Annotated in this window: 14 protein-coding genes; all 14 read left to right on the top strand. The window is 38.8% G+C overall.

The genetic code is table 11. The features are described from left to right. The first annotated feature begins 20 nt into the window (after positions 1-20). The 14 genes from ACLPIE_RS06440 to ACLPIE_RS06375 all read left to right on the top strand — a co-directional run bounded on the left by ACLPIE_RS06440 (position 21) and on the right by ACLPIE_RS06375 (position 19,723). Positions 21-2,729 (top strand): glycoside hydrolase family 65 protein, encoded by a 2,709-nt coding sequence (locus tag ACLPIE_RS06440; protein WP_430260696.1) that lies wholly within the window; start codon positions 21-23, stop codon positions 2,727-2,729. Positions 2,730-2,731: 2 nt separating this feature from the next. Continuing rightward, complete coding sequence (gene pgmB, locus ACLPIE_RS06435; RefSeq protein WP_430260695.1) at positions 2,732-3,379, top strand: beta-phosphoglucomutase; 648 nt, start codon at positions 2,732-2,734, stop codon at positions 3,377-3,379. A 53-nt stretch (positions 3,380-3,432) separates the two neighbouring features. Next, the gene (locus tag ACLPIE_RS06430; protein WP_430260694.1) at positions 3,433-4,851 is read left to right on the top strand and encodes a carbohydrate porin; all 1,419 of its coding nucleotides are present in this window, start codon (positions 3,433-3,435) and stop codon (positions 4,849-4,851) included. Positions 4,852-6,023: 1,172 nt separating this feature from the next. Next, on the top strand, positions 6,024-7,154 hold the full coding sequence (locus ACLPIE_RS06425; RefSeq protein ID WP_430260693.1) for a M20 family metallopeptidase: 1,131 nt from the start codon (positions 6,024-6,026) through the stop codon (positions 7,152-7,154). 17 nt (positions 7,155-7,171) lie between these two features. After that, on the top strand, positions 7,172-8,608 hold the full coding sequence (locus ACLPIE_RS06420) for a YfcC family protein (RefSeq protein ID WP_430260692.1): 1,437 nt from the start codon (positions 7,172-7,174) through the stop codon (positions 8,606-8,608). A gap of 503 nt (positions 8,609-9,111) precedes the next feature. Next, complete coding sequence (ltnD, locus tag ACLPIE_RS06415; RefSeq protein WP_430260691.1) at positions 9,112-10,020, top strand: L-threonate dehydrogenase; 909 nt, start codon at positions 9,112-9,114, stop codon at positions 10,018-10,020. Further along, positions 10,017-11,291, top strand: coding sequence for a 3-oxo-tetronate kinase (otnK, locus tag ACLPIE_RS06410; RefSeq protein WP_430260690.1), 1,275 nt, complete (start codon positions 10,017-10,019; stop codon positions 11,289-11,291). The genes ltnD and otnK overlap by 4 nt, the downstream gene beginning before the upstream one ends. Next, entirely contained in the window at positions 11,288-11,929 is a 642-nt protein-coding gene (otnC, locus tag ACLPIE_RS06405; RefSeq protein ID WP_430260689.1) for a 3-oxo-tetronate 4-phosphate decarboxylase, read from the top strand. The genes otnK and otnC overlap by 4 nt, the downstream gene beginning before the upstream one ends. A gap of 21 nt (positions 11,930-11,950) precedes the next feature. Further along, complete coding sequence (otnI, locus tag ACLPIE_RS06400) at positions 11,951-12,730, top strand: 2-oxo-tetronate isomerase (protein WP_430260688.1); 780 nt, start codon at positions 11,951-11,953, stop codon at positions 12,728-12,730. A gap of 12 nt (positions 12,731-12,742) precedes the next feature. Beyond that, positions 12,743-13,510, top strand: a complete 768-nt coding sequence (locus ACLPIE_RS06395) for a DeoR/GlpR family DNA-binding transcription regulator (protein WP_430260687.1) — start codon at positions 12,743-12,745, stop codon at positions 13,508-13,510. Positions 13,511-13,557: 47 nt separating this feature from the next. After that, positions 13,558-14,925 carry a GntP family transporter gene (locus ACLPIE_RS06390; RefSeq protein ID WP_430260686.1) on the top strand — a complete coding sequence of 456 codons (1,368 nt, stop codon included), beginning with the start codon at positions 13,558-13,560 and terminating at the stop codon, positions 14,923-14,925. A 356-nt stretch (positions 14,926-15,281) separates the two neighbouring features. Further along, entirely contained in the window at positions 15,282-16,655 is a 1,374-nt protein-coding gene (gene dbpA / locus ACLPIE_RS06385; protein WP_430260685.1) for an ATP-dependent RNA helicase DbpA, read from the top strand. A 535-nt stretch (positions 16,656-17,190) separates the two neighbouring features. Then, positions 17,191-18,438 carry a cytosine permease gene (codB, locus tag ACLPIE_RS06380; protein ID WP_430260684.1) on the top strand — a complete coding sequence of 416 codons (1,248 nt, stop codon included), beginning with the start codon at positions 17,191-17,193 and terminating at the stop codon, positions 18,436-18,438. Continuing rightward, a complete protein-coding gene (locus ACLPIE_RS06375) occupies positions 18,431-19,723 on the top strand; it encodes a cytosine deaminase (protein ID WP_430260683.1) in 1,293 nt (430 codons plus the stop codon). Before codB ends, ACLPIE_RS06375 begins: the two co-directional genes overlap by 8 nt. Positions 19,724-20,009: the final 286 nt, after the last annotated feature.

Raw genomic sequence — 20,009 nt, 5'->3', positions numbered from 1 at the left:
TATCGAGTTAAAGGTTTAATATGAAATATTTATTGATTTTTTTTTCTAGCACAGACGTATCCATTGAATGTGAAAAGAAAAAATATAGTTATTCATTTAATACAGCGAATAGTACGTATAAAGATTGGCTAGCCTTAATGGATAAGTTGAAACACGATTTCCAATCGATTAAAGGTGGTGTGATATTTTTATCCGAAAGTGAATATCAACCTAGTGTAATTAAGACGAAAGATAATAAATTTATTGAATTAGCGTCTATATTCACGGAGTCGTTAAATCACCCCTTTATTTATAGTACGAAAACATCACTAGATAATTATTTAGAACTAGAGAAACAATTAGAGCATAAAGAAAATGAATTAACATGGAGTATTGAGTATTCTGGACTACCATCAGGAAAAGATGAATATTGTCAGGAATCTTTACTCACGGTGGGTAATGGATATATTGGGTTACGTGGTACATTGCCTGAAATGACTATCAGCAATGATTATTATCCTGCTACCTATATTGCGGGACTATATAATCAAGCAGAGTCCCAAATAGAAGACCATAACGTTATTAATGAAGACTTTGTGAATGCACCAAATGGTCAATATATCACTTTGCAAATTGATGGAGAGGAAGCAATTCATCCCAGTAACGTTAAGACATTAAGCTGCCAACGTCATCTCAATTTAAAAACAGGTGTCATGTCTTCAGAATGGACTGTAGAAACAGCTAAAGGAAAACAAATTCGTATTCAGAGCTATAAATTTACAAATATGGAGAGTATGTCTTATTACTGTATCCAGTATCAATTCACACCGCTAAATTTCTCAGGTGAAATAAAGATTATTACCAAGTTAGAAGGTAATACATATAATTCTGGTGTAGAGCGTTATCGGAGCCTAAACCCTCATCATTACCATGTGTTAGCTTGTGAATCATCTAAGCAACGTGCACATATATTAGCAAAAACCAATCAATCTCAAATTAATATTGGTATTGCTTCAATAATTAGTGGTGATTTCTTTTCACCGCAAGATATTGTTTGCAATTTAACTGAGTCTGTTGTGGAGCAATCTATTGTCGTAATGGCTAAGCAAGATGAGGTCTATACGCTTGAAAAGAGTGTCGCGATAGCCACATCAACGGCTTACCCTGACAGTTGGCAAGATGTTGTAAATTGGCAACACCCTTCTGTACAGTCTCAATTAACACAGAGCCAGCAAGCGTGGAATACGCTATGGGATAGTGCAGATATTGTAGTAAAAGGTGATTTAATGACGCAGAAATTATTGCGTTTGCATACTTATCATTTACTCTCTTCGGCATCACCTTATAGCAATGAAAAGAATCAACTAGATGTCTCCGTCACAGCACGAGGACTGCATGGTGAAGCATATCGTGGCCATATATTTTGGGATGAAATATTTATTTTCCCATTTTATATCATGCATTTCCCTAAAACGGCTCGTCAGCTTTTATGTTACCGCTACTTAAGGTTAGACGCTGCACGTGCAGCGGCGAAAGCAGAAGGTTGGCAAGGCGCAATGTTCCCATGGCAATCAGGTCACGATGGTAGTGAACAAACACAAGTTCTGCATTTAAATCCACTTTCTGGGCAATGGGACCCTGATTATAGCTGTCGACAACGCCATGTTTCTTTAGCCATTGCTTATAATGTTTGGCTATACTGGCGTAATACCCATGATCATGCATTTATGGAGGATTACGGGCTAGAGCTATTAAAAGAGATTGCTGAATTTTGGATTAGTATGTGTCAGTGGGATGAAAAAGACCAACGATTCCATATTAGTGGAGTAATGGGACCTGATGAGTTCCATGAAAAATATCCTGATGCAGAAGACGGTGGTTTAAAAGACAACGCATATACCAACTTGATGGTTGCTTGGTTATTTAATGAAATGATTGATTTTTATCATAATAATCATTTTACTACTCGTCTTAAAAAATTAGGTTTTAACCAATCAAAATTGAATCAAATTCAGCAAATTAAAACACATATTGCTATTACACTTGATCATAATGAAATTATTGAGCAGTTTGCAGGTTACTTTGAACTTGAAGATCTAGATTGGGATAGTTATCGACAAAAATACGACAATATTTATCGAATGGATAGAATATTACGTAAAGAAAATAAATCTGCGGATGACTTTAAAGTGGCTAAACAAGCAGATACTTTAATGTTGTTTAATAATTTAGATAAAAAGACGGTGAAGTCATTAATTGAATCTCTTGGTTACCCTCTATCAGATAAGTTTGCACAAAAAAACCTACATTATTATCTTGAACGTACTTCTCACGGGTCTACATTATCTCGGATTGTCCATGCGTATTTAGCAGAGCAAATAAGCTTACATGATTTATCATGGACGCTATATAAGGACGCATTGTATTCTGATTATAATGACATTCAAGGAGGAACAACCGCTGAGGGTATTCATACCGGTGTAATGGCTGCAACTCTAAATACAACTATTATGGCTTATGCAGGGGTCGACATTCGCCATTGCACATTAAAGGTTAACCCATCCTTACCTAAAAAATGGGATAGACTCAACTTCAAATTAACACATAAAAATATTGTATATCACTTAGATATTACCCATGAAAAAGTATCAGTAGTGAGTGATAGATCGAGCAATATATATATTAACAATAACAATTATAGTTTGGATAAAAATATTATTTTTTCTCTTAATTATAATAAAGGTAAATAAAGATGGTTAAAGGACTGATATTTGATCTTGATGGCGTTATTGTTGATACAGCAGGATATCACTATTTAGCATGGAAACAACTTGCTGGTGAGATAGGTATATCTATTGATAAAGAATTTAATCAAAGTTTAAAGGGAATTAGTCGAATAGAGTCATTAGATAAAATTTTGATTTATGGTAATAAGGAACACATATACTCTGCTGATGAAAAAAACAGGTTGGCGATGAGAAAGAATGAGTATTATCTAAAATTATTAGATAAAATTAGCCCTAATGATATTTTACCTGGCGTATTGGAATTAATAACTAAAGCTAATGAATATCATATACCTTGTGCAATTGCTTCAGCATCTCAAAATGCACCTGCGATATTAAAGAAACTCGGTATCGATAATTACTTTGCAGCTATCGTTGATCCAACGACCTTAAAAAAAGGGAAACCTGACCCAGAAATTTTTTTAAAAGCTGCCGAGCTTATTCATGTTCCCCCCGAATACTGCATTGGATTTGAAGATGCCGAGGCTGGAATTCAAGCATTGAAAAAGTCGAACATTTACTCTATCGGCATTATCGCGGAAGGGCCATTACCTGAAGCTGATCAGGTTTATTATTCATTATCAGAAATTGACTTAAACATGCTATTTAAATAAAAAATATAAAATATATTTTGTTGATATTAAAAAATAAAGAAAGGGATAATTTGATGAATATTAAAAAGCTAGCCATTGCTATTAATTTAGGAATAATTGTATCTATTTCTGCCCAAGCAAATACAAGTACACTATCAATAGAGGAACGTTTAGCACTTTTAGAAAAAAGAACACTTGCGGCAGAGAAACGAGCTGAACTTGCTGAGCAAAAAGCCGCAAACTTAGAAAAAACATTACAAAATAATACTGCTTTTAAACAACAGAAAAACGCTCAGCCTGCTCAAGGTCAATTAACCACAGCCGTAGTGGAATCATCATCGATAAATAATTCACCGCATCTTATAGAGACAAATAGCCAATATGGAAAATTGAAACTGTATGGTGATGTTGAGTTCAATACAGATATGAGTAGTAAAAAGGGACAATTAACCTCAATTAATACTCAATCAGGTAAAGATAAAGATTTTGGTGATTATGATAAATGGGGTATTAATGGGCGAATTTTAATTGGATTAGATGGTGAACGTGTTCTAGATAATAAAAACTATGCAGGATTTAGCGTCCAACCATTAGCTAATATTGATGGTAATGTTAATTTGGATGATGCCGCATTCTTCTTCGGTAAAAAAGAAAGCTGGCAAATAAAATTAGGGCGTTATGAAGCCTATGATATGTTCCCTCTAAACCAAGATACTTTTATTGAGTATTCTGGAAATACTGCAAATGATACTTATAGTGATGGATTCGGCTATATTTATATGATGAAAGAAGGTAGAGGTCGAACAAATAGCGGTGGTAGCATGATGTTTAATACCAGTAATGATAATTGGTATTTTGAAACAAATTTCCTAATTGAAGATGGTACAAGTATTTTCACCGACAGTGAGTACCATGGACGCAAACAAACAAATAAGAAAAATGTTGTCTATGTTCGCCCTGTCATTGCTTGGAATAAAAATAATGTTAAAATCGCAGCCGCATTAGAAAGTAATGTTATAAATAATGCATATGGATATGAAGATAAAAACACAGGTAAATTTAAAGACCAATCTAAGCGTAATGGTTATGGCTTAACATTAGGTTGGGATAGCTTACAAGATGACCCATTAAATGGCCTCGTAGTAAATTGGAATACCGCATACTTAGATGCTAGCTCAGAGAAAGATTTTACCACAGGTGCGAATATTTTATGGCGTCGTTTACAATTAGGTTATATCTATGCTCATAATGATATTAAATCATATGCGTTAAACGATTCAAACAATGTAAATAACGAAGTTATATTTGGCCCAGGGAAATATGATATTCATACGATTTATTCATCTTATGAGCTGCCAAATATACTAGATATGAATAATTTCAAAATTTACTTAGGTGCATATTATTCTGTTATTGACGGTAAAGATATTGATGTGAAAAGTAGTGATAAAAATAGATATGGCGCACGTGCGAGATTTAAATATTTCTTTTAATATAGGCTATTAAGCTTAGGTGAAACAAAAAAGCTACTGGCACTAGTCAGTAGCTTTTGCATGGTAAAACATCAAATATTTGGGAACAGCCTTAAGCGACTACGTATCTTAGCTTATCAACTGAAACACTGTAGCGGTAGCGCAATAGTTCATCATTATAATGATCGCCCCAGTCAGCAAGACGACATCAAAAATACCTCATTAATGTATCTCTCTACTGTTCGAGGTTTCTAACCATGAGCAAAAAGCATACTGAGACCTTGGAATAGGTTGTAGTTCATAAATCAATTTATTATTAATAATAATATTTGACCCCATCGATGAATGTCACTCAAAGTGAGTATTCGCGGTAGCAAAGCTGTATCCGTTTTAATGTAAATGTATTATCGAGTTTAATTGCGTATTTATTCAAAATAAAAGTCGAAAATTAACACCTTTCTGCACAAAACGCTTTTTTATATCGTTCTAAAGCTAGCTAATAATGAAACAACCAAACTCACCATGAGCCCGTCGTGTTCCCCCTAACTAAACCTTTCGCTCTGATTAAACGTTGTTCTTCTGTGTACTGCATGAAAAAGAGAAAAAATCTTCTAGGTATCTAGAAAATAATTAAATCCCCCCTTTACATTGATAAAAAATCAAAAAATAAAAATTAAATAGTAGAAAATTATCATCTAATCCATAGAAAAAACACAATTTAACAACTCACCAACATATTAATTTGACATAAATCTATATTTACAATTAAATAATTAATTTTTCTTAATAAAATAAATTTTTCTATAATTTAATATAAAAACCAGATAGTTAGATAAAATTAGCATTCAGACTTGTAAATAAATTATTTACTATGATACAGTCAAAAAATACCTATAGTACTAGGTATTCAATTTATTAACTTCTCGCTCTTCTGAGTAAAAATATATCGTAGAATTAAACTCGATAAAGTTAATTAATGACATTAGAAAACCATAAGAATGATAAAATTTTTTTACAGTTTTTATTGGTTTTTTTTAATTTAATGCGTTTTAGCTAAAAACTATGACATTTAAAGAAAAGGAATAATACTTAAATTTCACTTATCACCTTCATTATATTCTAAACAAAGAAAAAGCAAACCAATCACAATGAATATATTAAATTTACAACAAACACAATGTTAGGAAGCCATAATGACTAATCATTTTTTAGTGCATGAATCAGCCATGCTAGAACTGTTGGAAACTGTCGTTAATATCGAATCAGGCTCTTATGATAAAATCGGTGTTGATAACCACGCTGCATTTTGGTGCGAAAAATATAAGCAAATGGGCTTTGAAGTTGAAGTTATTAAAAATGAAACACTGGGTAATAACTATCGTATTTATTATCCATCAGAGCAAGCGGATATATTAATTTTATTGCACTTAGATACCGTATTTCCTAAAGGTACGGTTGCAGAACGCCCATTTAGCATCGAGGGCGACCGTGCTTATGGCCCTGGAGTCATCGATATGAAAGGCAGCCATGTCATGGTCTACCAAGTCATGAAACAATTGTACGACAACCAAGATAGCCGTTATAAAAAAATTGAAGTCTTACTCAACTGTGATGAAGAAATTGGTTCTATTTCATCTCGAGGCATCATCGAAAAATGCGCATTAGGCAAACGTTATGCTCTAGTTATGGAACCTGCTCGTGCTAATGGCGCTATTGTCAGTGCTCGTCGTGGCGTGGGAACTTATGTGTTGAATATCGAAGGAAAAGCCTCACATTCAGGGATTGCCCCTGAAGCGGGTATTAGCGCAATTCAAGAGTTATCGCATAAGATTCAAAGCTTACACGCACTTTCCGCCCATGACCAAGGCCTGTCCGTTAACGTGGGTTTAATTTCAGGTGGCACTTCTGTCAACACCGTAGCCCCTAATGCCAGAGCCGAAATTGATGTTCGTATCTCTTCTGATGAACAAGGAATCGAGATCGACAAACAAGTCAGGGATGTTTGCTCTCAGCCTATATTAGATGGCATCAAACTCACCTTAACGGGGGGGATCAATCGCCCACCAATGGTGAAAACAGAAGAAAGTAGCGTCCTTATTAGCATCATAAAAGAAGAAGCAGCCCGTTTAAATATAGACTTACAAGATGTCTCTACGGGCGGGGGATCTGACGCCTCATTTACCGCAGGTGTCGGTACTGCCACAGTCGATGGACTAGGTCCAATTGGTGGCTATCAGCACAGTGACAAAGAATACCTAGAAATCCCTTCGCTCACTGAACGTGCCCAGCTATTTTTCAATGTGTTACAACGTATAACACAATAAAACAACAGGACAATTTTATGACAACGATGTCAACAAATACAACACCACCTAAAAAGCGTTCTGAGGGGCTAAACCCTTATGTTTTATTATTCTTTATTTTAGTTATAGCAGGTATTGCAACATGGGTAGTACCAGCAGGGCAATACGCATCAGAAACTAAAGTTATCACTATGGTAAAGGATGGGATAGAAACGAAAGTTTCCAGTTCTTATACCATCCCAGGGAGTTATGCTAGGTTGCCTGAGCAACATGGTATTTTACCTGGACAAATTTTCACCTCAATCGCTGATGGATTAATTAAAGCGGCTCCTATTATCTTTCTGATTATCTTTACCGGTGGCGCTTTACACTTATTGGAAGAAACAGGGGCAATTAAAAAGGTTCTCAATAATATTTCTCGCAGTAAAAGACTTAATGACTTTTTGCTGATCAGCATTTTCTTTGTTGTATTCTCAATTTTAGGTACAACAGGGATCGTCGTTAACTCAATTATTGCATTTGTTCCTATAGGGCTATTAGTCGCCAAATCGGTTGGAATGGATGATAAGTTTGGTGCAGCTTTAGTGTATGTTGCGGCCTATTCTGGTTTTAATGCCTCAATAATGGCTCCAATGACAGTCGGCCTTTCTCAAGGTTTAGCGGATGTTCCATTATTATCAGGTCTGGGATTTAGGATGGCGATTTATATCGCTTTCGTGATAGCCGGTATTTTATTCTTAACTTTCTACACCAAAAAATGCCGCATTCAAGGTATGGTACGCCCTGAAATTACTAATGATGACAGTGAACAGCAAGCGTCTAAGATCTCGGCACTGCATATTATTACTCTTTTCTATAGTGCCTTTTGCTTAGTGGGTTTTATTTTTGGTGCAGTTGAGTGGGGCTGGGGTGAAAAAGAGATGATGGCTATGTTTATCATCTTAGGTGTTGGTGTTGGTGTATTAAACCGTATGTCACCTAACACAATAGCCACTGGCTTCCTCAAAGGTTGTGCTGGTATGGTCGGTGGTGCCTTCATTGTCGGTATGGCGCGCGCAATTGCCATTGTTTTATCTGATGGGATGATCTTAGATACTATCGTTAATGCCATTATTTCAATGATGGATGGTTTACCGAAAACATTATCTGCCCTATCGATGTTTGCCACCGCAGCTATTATGCACTTCTTTATTTCATCCGGGTCAGGTGAAGCGGCAGTATTAGTGCCTATCTTCACCCCAATGGGGGATTTATTAGAAATTACTCGCCAGACTACCGTTCAAACGGTGTTATTAGGAGAAGGCGTTGTTAACTGTATTAATCCAACATCTGGCATTTTAATGGCGGTACTTGCCACAGCCAAAATCCCTTATACTAAATGGGTTAAATTTATCTGGCCATTAGTCTTTGCATGGGTAATGATTTCGATTGTCGCATTAGTTTATGCCGTCATGACAAATTTAGGCCCTATTTAATTTAGACGCCATCTCTGATAACACTGCCTGATTAGGTAGTGTTATCTTTCACTGACACATTTCATCAAATCGCTTCGATGACACGTAATTACCATTTATTTGTGACCTCTATTTCCTCTTTTTCACATCACTTTTTCTTTAGCTTTATCACGAAAACATCGTTTATCCAAAATATAAAAAATACCTTTTTTACTTATTAATCAGTCTACTAATACCACCATATTATTGAGCAAAAAAAACACATCAACATTTAAAGTCAATCCATTAACTGACCTCCTTGTGTTATTTTGTGAATATAGTGATGAATATCACAAATATTTTCACATTTCCCTGTGAAGAGTAATTAATTCAACAAAAATTTAATTTCATTATAAAACAGCCAATTATTGCTTTTCTACGCATTTATTAAATTAAAATTTATGTGATTAACATCATTCGAATGTGAATTTTATCGTGTAATCATGTCCCACAATAACAAAGATTCACAACATCAGGAGAGTACGATGAAAACAGTTAATCACGTTGCCGTTATTGGACTCGGTTCAATGGGGATGGGTATCGCTAAGTCTCTGATAAGAAATAACGTGCCAACTTACGGATTTGATATTAATAACGCGGCCTGCGATGAGCTAAAAACCTGTGGTGCTAAAGCTGTGGGTAGCAATGCCGCCGAATATGCCAATGATATTGATGCGGTTTTACTCGTCGTCGTCAATGGTAAACAAGTTGAACAGATTTTATTTAATGGTGAAGCGCCTCTTGCTGCGGCACTACGTCCTGGCACCATTGTTGTTCTACACAGCACATTAGCGGCTGAACAAGCAAAGCAGATTGAGAAAAAATTAGAACAATATCAAATCAGTATGCTCGATGCCCCTATTTCAGGTGGTGCGATTAAAGCTAATGATGGCAAATTAACGGTGATGGCTTCCGGTAAACCTGAATTATTTAGCGCACTTAAACCTGTTTTTGATGCGACCACCGAACGTCTGTATCAAGTGGGACAAGAAATCGGCATGGGCTCCACCGTAAAAACCATCCACCAGCTATTAGCCGGTGTCCATATTGCTGTTGCTGCTGAAAGCATGGCATTAGCCGCAAAAGCAGGTATTGATTTAAATCTCATGTATGACGTCGTAACCCATGCTGCGGGGAATTCATGGATGTTTGAAAACCGTATGCAACACGTGCTAGATGGGGATTATTCACCAAAATCATCCGTGAATATTTTTGTTAAAGACCTTGGACTGGTGATGGAAACAGCTAAAGCGTTGAACTTCCCTCTTCCACTCGCTTCAACCGCGCTACAAATGTTTACTGCGGCAAGTAATGAAGGATTTGGTGGTGAAGATGATAGTGCAGTGATCAAAACCTTTAAAGGCATTGAGTTACCGACTAAGGGGGATAAATGAGTATTCAGCTAGGCGTGATTGCTGATGACTTTACGGGGGCAACTGATATTGCTGGCTTTATGGTGCAAAGCGGCTGGAAAGTCGTGCAACTCCTCAATGAACCCGACGGCAACACGGAGATCCCTCAAGATGTCGATGCCATTGTGGTCAGCTTAAAGAGCCGCTCTTGCCCTGTTGATGACGCAATTAACTCATCGATTAAAACTTGCCGCTGGCTAAAAGAGAAAGCCAACTGCAAACAAATCTTTTTTAAATATTGCTCCACTTTCGACTCAACTGAAAAAGGCAACATTGGCCCAGTGACAGATGCACTGATGAAAGAACTTAACGCTAACATCACCGTTCTCACTCCAGCTTTACCCGTCAATGGTCGCACGGTGATTCACGGGCATTTGTTCGTCAATGGCACACTATTAAACGAAAGTGGTATGCAGCACCACCCTGTGACCCCAATGGAAGATGCCAACCTTTTAAGAGTGATGGAAAAACAGTCAAAAGGCAAAGCAGGATTAGTGGACTTAGTGACCGTTGAAAGTGGTCAAGAGGCTATCAAAAAACAGTTATCTGCACTGCAAAGCCAAGGTGTGAATTATGCGGTAACAGATGCAATCACCATGGAAAACTTACTGCCTATCGCTCAAGCCTCTTCTGAATTTCCTTTATTAACAGGAGGTTCCGGTTTAGGCGCAGCAATTGCTACGGTGCAAACAGGCATAGCATGGCAAAGAAATACCACTCGAGGAGAGAAACCTGAATCAACTGCGCGTAAAACCGTTATTTTATCAGGTAGTTGCTCACAGATGACCAATGCTCAGGTCAATGCCTACAAAGCCATTGCACCTAGCCGCCAAGTCGAGGTGAGTGAGTGCTTGTCTAACCCTCATTACGCCAATGAACTGTCTACATGGGTGGTAGAAAACCAATCAACCACCTTAGCCCCCATGTTATATGCCACACAACCTGCGGACAAATTGAAGCAAATTCAGCAGCAGTATGGCACGCAACAATCAAGCGAAAGCGTCGAAAAACTGTTTGGCGAAGTGGTTAATTTGTTGAAACAGCAAGGGTTTAATACTTTTATTATTGCCGGTGGTGAAACCTCCGGAAAAGTCGTGCAGAGCTTAGGGACACAACAACTTAGTATTGGTGCGCCTATCGTCCCTGGTGTGCCTTGGGTAAAAGATCGACAAAGTGGTGACTGGCTGGCCTTAAAATCAGGCAACTTTGGTCAAGAAAACTTCTTTCGCGAAGCGCAGGAGATGTATTTATGAGTGAAGAACAAACACTGCGTGTTGAATTGTGCGAATGGGCTAAATCAATGTTCATGCGGGGCTATAGCAGTGGCGGTGCAGGAAATATCAGTGCCAAACTGCCCGATGACACAATTATTGTTACCCCCACGAATTCAAGTTTCGGCGACCTTGTTCCTGAGCGCTTAAGTAAATTAGATGCAATGGGAAATTGGATTGATGGCGACAAGCCAACTAAAGAAGTGTCTATGCATATGGCAATGTATGAACAACGCCCTGATTGCCAAGCGGTTGTTCATTTACATTCTCCTTGGCTAACCGCCCTGTCTTGCTTAGAAAACGTAGATAAAAACAATTGTTTACCGCCCATCACGCCTTACTATGTGATGCGAGTTGGGGAGTTGCCTTTAGTGGAGTATCTCCCTCCAGGAGATCCTAAAATTGGTGACGAAATAGCTAAGTTAGCGAAAAAACATTCGGCAATTTTACTCTCTAACCATGGTCCCGTAGTGGGCGGAAAAACCCTCAGGCAAGCCTTTTTTAATGCAGAAGAGCTAGAAGATACCGCACGTCTATATCTAACATTGCTACCACTCGGGTTTAAAACATTGACAGAATCCGATGTACAAGAACTCAAAAACCGTTATCCACAAAAATAACGTTATAACGAGGAACATAGAATGGCAAAGTTTGCAGCAAATCTAAGTATGATGTTTAACGAAGTTCCCTTTATTGAGCGTTTCGCTAGAGCCGCTGATGCAGGATTTCGTGGTGTGGAATATCTTTTTCCTTATGAAGAGCAAGCCACTGATATTGTTGAACAGCTCAATAAACATAATTTAACCCAAGTGCTGTTTAATATGCCTGCTGGAAATTGGTCCGCAGGCGAACGAGGAATGGCGTCAATACCAGGGCGCGAAAAAGAGTTTAAACAAGGGGTTCAAAAAGCGTTGGAATATGCCCTCGCCTTAAACTGTAAACAAGTTCATGCCATGGCAGGGAAAATAGATAGCGCATTTACTCCAGAGCAACAGCAGGCCTGTTTTATCAAGAATATCCAATATGCCGCAGATATTATGGCGGAGCATGGTATCAAAGTATTGATTGAACCTATCAATACTCGTGATATGCCAGGTTATTTTCTGACAACACAAAAGCAAGCTGAAGCACTGTTACCAGAAATAAATCGTGATAATGTATTCATTCAGTTAGATCTCTATCATTGCCAAATTATGGAAGGCGACTTACTGAAAACGATTGAACGGTTATGGGGTAAATTCAATCATATTCAAATTGCTTCTGTTCCATTTCGCCATGAACCTGACACTGGAGAAGTTAATTACCCATGGATATTTAATCAGTTAGATAAAATGGGTTATACCGGATGGTTAGGATGTGAATATATTCCGGCTGGCAAAACAGAAGATGGATTGGCTTGGTTTAAGAAAATACGGACTTAATTAGGAGGGAAGATGATCCCATCAGAGCGCAGGGACTTTATTTATCGTTATCTTCATGAATATCAAACTGTTTCTATTAGCAGCTTGGTTGAATTAATGAATGTCTCACATATGACGGTTCGCCGTGATATTAGCGCTTTGGAAGAAGAAGGAAAAGTCATCAGTATCAGCGGTGGAGTTAGGCTCAACAACGCTCTGCACCAAGAGTTACCTTGGAATGAGAAGGCACGTCTTCACTACCAAAGTAAACGCGAAATTGGTCGTTTTGCCGCTTCATTGGTTGAAGACGGCCAAGTCGTTTACCTTGATGCAGGGACTACCACGTTTGAAATCGCCAGAGTACTCGGTGAACGGTTTAATTTAACCATCGTGACGAATGACTTTTCTATTGTCCAATATTTGATTAACAAGCCTCAATTGAATTTATTTCACACTGGAGGAAAAGTGGATAAACGCAATCACTCCAGTGCCGGTAATATTGCAGTAATGATGCTAAAAAGTCTTAATATCGATGTTGCTTTTATGAGTACCAGTTCTTGGGATTTTGAACATGGTGTTTCAACTCCCCATGAAGAAAAGGTTTTATTAAAGCAAACTTTATTAGAGATTTCCCGCCGGAGTATTTTAGTATCGGACAGCAGTAAATTTGGTAAATATGGCATGTTTCGCGTATGTGCTTTGGAACAACTGGATGACATTATTTGTGACAACCATTTGCCAGAAAACATAATTAAAAAATTAAAAGAAACAAATATAAATTTCTATCCGATTGACGTTTAGAAAAGGTTAAAAGCCAAAGAACAATAACCCTTGATAGAGAACACAATATGACAACTTTTTCTTTATTAATGATCGCATTAATAGGGATTCTTATACTCCTATTAATGATAATTAAATTTAAAATTCACCCATTTGTTGCTTTATTAATTGTTAGTTTATTTGTTGCCATCACAACGGGTATTCCACTAGATAATGTTGTTAAAGTTGTTACTGATGGGCTAGGCGGTGTCCTAGGCTCCGTGGCAATTATTATCGGTTTAGGAGCCATGCTGGGGCAACTTATTGAACGCTCTGGAGGTGCAGAAAACCTCGCAATTAAAACAGGGCAATCTTTAGGGGCGAAAAAAACCATCGCCGCTTTAACTATTGCAGGATTTATTTTAGGTATTCCTGTTTTCTTTGACGTCGGCTTTATTATTTTAGCCCCCATTATTTATGGTTTTGCTAAAGTAGCTAAAATATCACCGTTAAAATACGGATTACCTATTGCTGGTGTGATGTTAACCGTGCACGTAGCATTACCACCACATCCAGGCCCCGTCGCCGCCGCAGGTATTTTACACGCAGATGTAGGTTTATTAACCTTAATTGGTTTCATTATTTGTATCCCTGTTGCTATTATTGGTTATTATATTGCCAAATACATTAACCGTAAAAACTACCATTTATCTGTCGAAGTATTAGAACAATTACAATTAGCAAAAGATGAGCCTCAAAAGGGGGATGTGGTTTATACCGATAAAATAAACCCGCCAAAACCAGGAACAGTTATTGCGATGATTGTTATCCCAATTCTTATTATTATGTTGGGAACCGTATCATCAACTTTATTAGAAAAAGGCGATCCCGTTAGGACTTTCTTTACCTTTATTGGCTCCCCTATTATTGCATTATTAATCGCATTAATACTGGCAGTATATTTCTTAGCCTTGAGACGTAATTGGACATTACAGCATACCAATAATATCATCGGCGATGCGATCCCTGCGGCGGCTGTCGTCATCATGATCACGGGTGCGGGTGGTGTATTTGGTAAGGTGTTAGTCGAATCTGGCGTAGGTAAAGCCCTATCAGACGCCCTCGCAATGATTGACATGCCAATTATTGTCGCTGCATTCATTATTTCTTTAGTCCTGCGCGCATCACAAGGTTCAGCAACCGTTGCCATTTTAACAACTGGTGGGTTACTCAGTGAGGCTGTCATGGGGTTAAGTGGTACCCAGCTAGTCTTAGTGACACTGGCTTCTTGTTTTGGTGGCCTTGGCTTATCCCACGTCAACGACTCTGGTTTCTGGATTGTGACGCGTTACTTAGGGTTATCTGTGAGTGATGGCTTAAAAACTTGGACTGTTTTAACCACGCTATTAGGGTTACTCGGCTTCCTATTTACAGGGTTAATTTGGATGATGATATAATTATCTAAACTCAAAGCTTCCTTAACTTAAAGGAAGCTTTCCTATTTCGTCATGATGACTTTATTGTTTTACTATGTTCAATGATATTTGCATCACTGATGAATATTCTTGTTATCCTGAACCATTTTATGCCATAAAGCAGCGTATTATATTCAGCATATGATGATTTAAAACAATACCAAACCACATCAAGTAAAGGTTACAAATTTTCCGAACCTCCCTTCAAGATATGTTGCTTAAAATACGATCCAAACGCCATTCATCGAACATTAACACCGAATTAAAAAACAGACAGCATAAGGCAGGAATAGTATCATTAGCACCATTCGCCTTTTTATTTTATTTGAGACTTTATTGTGACTTCATTTGCAGACCTTAATGTCCTTAGCGCAGAACAGCTATCTAACCTTCAAGAGTTAGGTTACCTCAGCATGACACCTATTCAAGCTGCGGCACTTCCTGCTATTTTGGCTGGAAAAGACGTTCGAGCACAGGCTAAAACAGGAAGCGGAAAAACTGCAGCTTTTGGCCTCGGTCTACTGCAGCATATTGATGCTAAATTATTTAAAACTCAATCACTCGTTTTATGCCCCACCCGTGAACTTGCAGAGCAAGTTGCTAATGAACTGCGTAGGTTAGCTCGTGCGATTCCTAATCTAAAAATTCTAACCCTATGTGGTGGTGTTCCTTTCAGCGTGCAAAGAGATTCCCTCGTGCATGCAGCGCATATTATTGTAGCCACTCCGGGACGTCTATTAGATCACCTAAACCGCGAAACCGTACAATTAGATGCACTACAAACACTGGTGTTGGACGAAGCAGACAGAATGTTAGATATGGGTTTCATGCCGGATATTGAAACTGTGATTGATTATGCGCCAGCCAACCGCCAAACATTATTATTTTCAGCCACTTGGCCTGATGAAATTGCACGTATTAGCCAACAAATTCAACACGAACCTCAAACGATTGAAATCAATAGTGTTGATGAATTACCTGCCGTTGAACAACAGTTTTATGAAGTTTCCCGTCACCATAAAATCGAATTATTGCAGAAATTATTAAGCCGAGAACAACCCGCATCTTGTGTGATTTTCTGTAATACCAAAAAAGATTGCCAAGCCGTATTTGATGCACTAACAGACAGCAAACAAAGTGTCTTGGTACTGCACGGTGACCTTGAACAACGTGACCGCGACCAAACGTTAGTGCGTTTCGCCAATGGAAGCAGCAGAGTGCTTGTTGCAACCGATGTCGCCTCTCGTGGCCTTGATATTAAAGCACTCGAAATGGTGATTAACTATGAGTTGTCATGGGACCCTGAAGTACATGTTCACCGCATTGGCCGAACAGCGCGTGCGGGGGAAAGTGGTTTAGCAATTAGTCTATGTGCCCCAGAAGAAGCACAACGCGCTAATGTGCTCGAAGAAATGCTTAATATGAAACTTCATTGGCATACAGAGCCTGAAAACCAACCTATTACCCCGTTAGAAGCAAATATGGTCACTTTATGCATTGATGGTGGTAAAAAAGCGAAAATGCGCCCCGGTGATATTTTAGGTGCACTAACTGGTGATGTCGGTCTCGACGGTGCTGACATTGGTAAAATTGTTATTCACCCTACTCACGCTTATGTGGCCGTTAAACGTTCCGTGGCTCAACAAGCTTGGAAACAACTCCAACAAGGCAAAATTAAAGGTAAAACGGTTAAAGCCAGACTCCTGAAATAATTCATCTTAATTTTTATGAGCCTGAGTGTTAGTCATTGCAAACATTCAGGCTCACCCTTTCTATTTTATTTCATTGAAGACTAAAACTTGTCGATGATATTCAATCCCCTACTCGATATTTAGTTGGTGGCAAGAACTCCCCGAGAATTCTTTCTGGGCAAATGGTTTCTCAATGCCTGACTAATACCCATCAGGTAGACTTATTTATTCGTTATTAACACCATCAGAAAAAACTGTTTCAGCCCCCTGAACTTGAAACAATATCTATTTCAAATATAACAACATCAAAGTGATATACTGCATGGCACGAATTTCTCCAGCAGCACATTCTCTCGCTTCTTACTTATTACAGGCTGAATCACAACAGTTTTTTATTCAAAATAGCTTTGTTTTTCTTCGCTAAAATACTCAAAAAGCCAAATTCAGACGAATAATTTAAAAATATTTAACTATCGACGAAATCGTTTGCTTTTAATTTTGATGGCTATAAAATGCGTCGGATTTTTTGGCCTGAGAAAAATAACTGGAGATAATCGTGTCTGAAGATAAAAATTATAGCCACGGCCCCGTGCCCATATCCGCACGAAAAGGCGGGCTAGCGTTAACCTTTGTGATGCTAGGTTTAACGTTCTTTTCCGCCAGTATGTGGACCGGAGGCGCTCTCGGTACCGGTCTTAGTTTTAATGATTTCTTCCTCGCAGTTCTTATTGGTAATCTTCTTCTTGGTATCTACACCGCTTTTCTTGGTTTCATTGGTTCTAAAACTGGCTTAACTACCCACCTTCTCGCTCGTTACTCCTTCGGTATCAAAGGCTCATGGCTCCCATCATTCTTATTAGGCGGTACACAAGTTGGCTGGTTTGGTGTGGGCGTTGCAATGTTTGCTATCCCTGTAGGCAAAGCAACAGGCTGGGATATCAATTGGTTAATAGGTATTTCAGGGATCTTAATGACCATCACCGTTTTTTTCGGTATTTCTGCACTTACCCTCCTTTCAATCGTTGCCGTTCCCGCTATCGCCATACTGGGTAGCTATTCTGTTTATCTTGCGGTCAATGACATGGGGGGGATGAGTGCTTTACAAGCGGTAATACCGGCAAAACCGATTGATTTTAATCTTGCTCTCGCGATGGTCGTCGGCTCTTTTGTGAGTGCCGGTACCTTAACAGCTGACTTTGTTCGTTTTGGCCGTAAACCTAAAATTGCCGTACTTGTGGCAATTATCGCATTTTTCTTAGGCAATTCATTAATGTTTATCTTTGGTGCAGCAGGCGCGGCTTCTTTAGGTATGGCCGATATTTCAGATGTGATGATTGCACAAGGGCTTTTATTACCAGCAATTATTGTTTTAGGTTTAAATATATGGACAACCAATGATAATGCACTCTATGCCTCCGGCTTAGGATTTGCCAATATCACAGGCTTATCCAGTAAAACCTTATCTATCGTCAATGGCCTTATAGGAACGCTATGCGCCCTGTGGTTATATAATAACTTTGTCGGTTGGTTAACCTTCTTATCCGCTGCTATCCCACCTATTGGTGGTATTATCATTGCCGATTACTTAATGTATCGCCACCGCTATGAAACCTTTGATCGCAGCAAAATGCGCGATGTTAACGTCAGTGCTTTAATTGCCGTTGCTGTCGGTGTGATAGCGGGTAATTGGTTACCAGGTATTGTACCTGTCAATGCCGTTATTGGCGGCGCACTGTGTTACGCTGTACTAAACCCATTATTAAATCGCCGCCGCACTACTGATTCGGAGATGACCCGTGCTTAATCAAACTATCAAACATATCCATAATATCCGTTTACCAGAACGTGATGGCCTTTGGCGCATCGACATTGAAGATCAAAAAATCCAAGCTATCGTGCCGCAGCCTGATGGGCAGGTTTTACCCGAAAGTCTGGACGGTGAAGGGGGCTTAGTTACTGCCCCCTTTGTTGAACCTCATATTCATTTAGACACCACGCAAACCGCTGGCCAGCCTAGCTGGAACCTGTCAGGAACATTATTTGAAGGTATTGAGCGTTGGGCTGAACGTAAAGCCATGTTGACTCATGACGATGTTAAAAGCCGTGCTTGGCAAACATTAAAATGGCAGATCGCTAATGGTATTCAACATGTCCGTACCCATGTGGATGTTTCTGACCCCACGTTAACCGCACTCAAAGCCATGTTAGAAGTTAAAGCAGAAATTGCTCCGTGGATTGACCTGCAAATTGTTGCCTTTCCCCAAGAAGGAATTTTATCCTATCCAAATGGTGAGGCACTGCTAGAAGAAGCATTACGTTTAGGTGCTGATGTGGTAGGGGCAATTCCACACTTTGAATTCACTCGTGAATATGGCGTTGAATCTCTTCATAAAACCTTTGCCCTCGCTGAAAAATATGATCGTTTAATTGATGTGCATTGTGATGAAATCGATGATGAGCAATCTCGCTTCGTGGAAACTGTCGCTGCATTAGCGCATGCTAAAGGAATGGGAGCTCGTGTGACGGCTAGCCACACCACGGCAATGCATTCTTATAATGGCGCTTATACTTCGCGCTTATTCCGCTTATTAAAAATGTCTGGGATCAACTTCGTCGCTAACCCACTAGTGAACATTCACTTACAAGGCCGCTTTGATACCTATCCTAAACGCCGTGGGATCACTCGAGTTAAAGAGATGCTCGCAGCCGATATCAATGTGTGCTTTGGGCACGACGATGTTTTCGACCCTTGGTATCCTCTTGGCACAGCAAATATGCTGCAAGTACTGCATATGGGATTACATGTTTGCCAGTTAATGGGCTACCAGCAAATTAATGATGGATTGAAACTCATTAGCCAATACAGCGCCCGTACACTAAATTTACAAGACTATGGTATCGGTGAAGGGAAACGAGCAAGCTTGTTGATCCTACCCGCTGAAAATGGCTTTGATGCTGTACGCCGCCAAGTCCCTGTACGTTACTCTATACGTGATGGCCGAGTCATTGCAAATACCCAACCGGCGGTAACACAAATTCACCTTGTGGAACCCGAAACCGTCCATTATGGATATACTCCTAACCATTAACTCTACAATATGGCTTGCTGTTAAGATTAGTGAGCCATATTTATCTAAACTCTGCTTGTTTTATCTTATTTATCGCATACCATTTTCACACTTCTGTCATTTATATAAACTAAACTTATCTCAATAACTATATTTATGATTTATAACCAATTTTGATGCTCACTAAACGCTTTTATTTCACTTTTTTTGGTCATACGTGCTCTTTATATTAGTTAAATGTGATTTTTATTGAAATTCGCACCGAAGGTTCTATATTTTTTAAATAGTTAATTAAAACTGGATTTGG

It is taken from the genome of Providencia sp. Me31A (assembly GCF_050487165.1).
Lineage (GTDB): Bacteria > Pseudomonadota > Gammaproteobacteria > Enterobacterales > Enterobacteriaceae > Providencia.
This window is presented reverse-complemented; position numbering and strand designations above follow the sequence as displayed.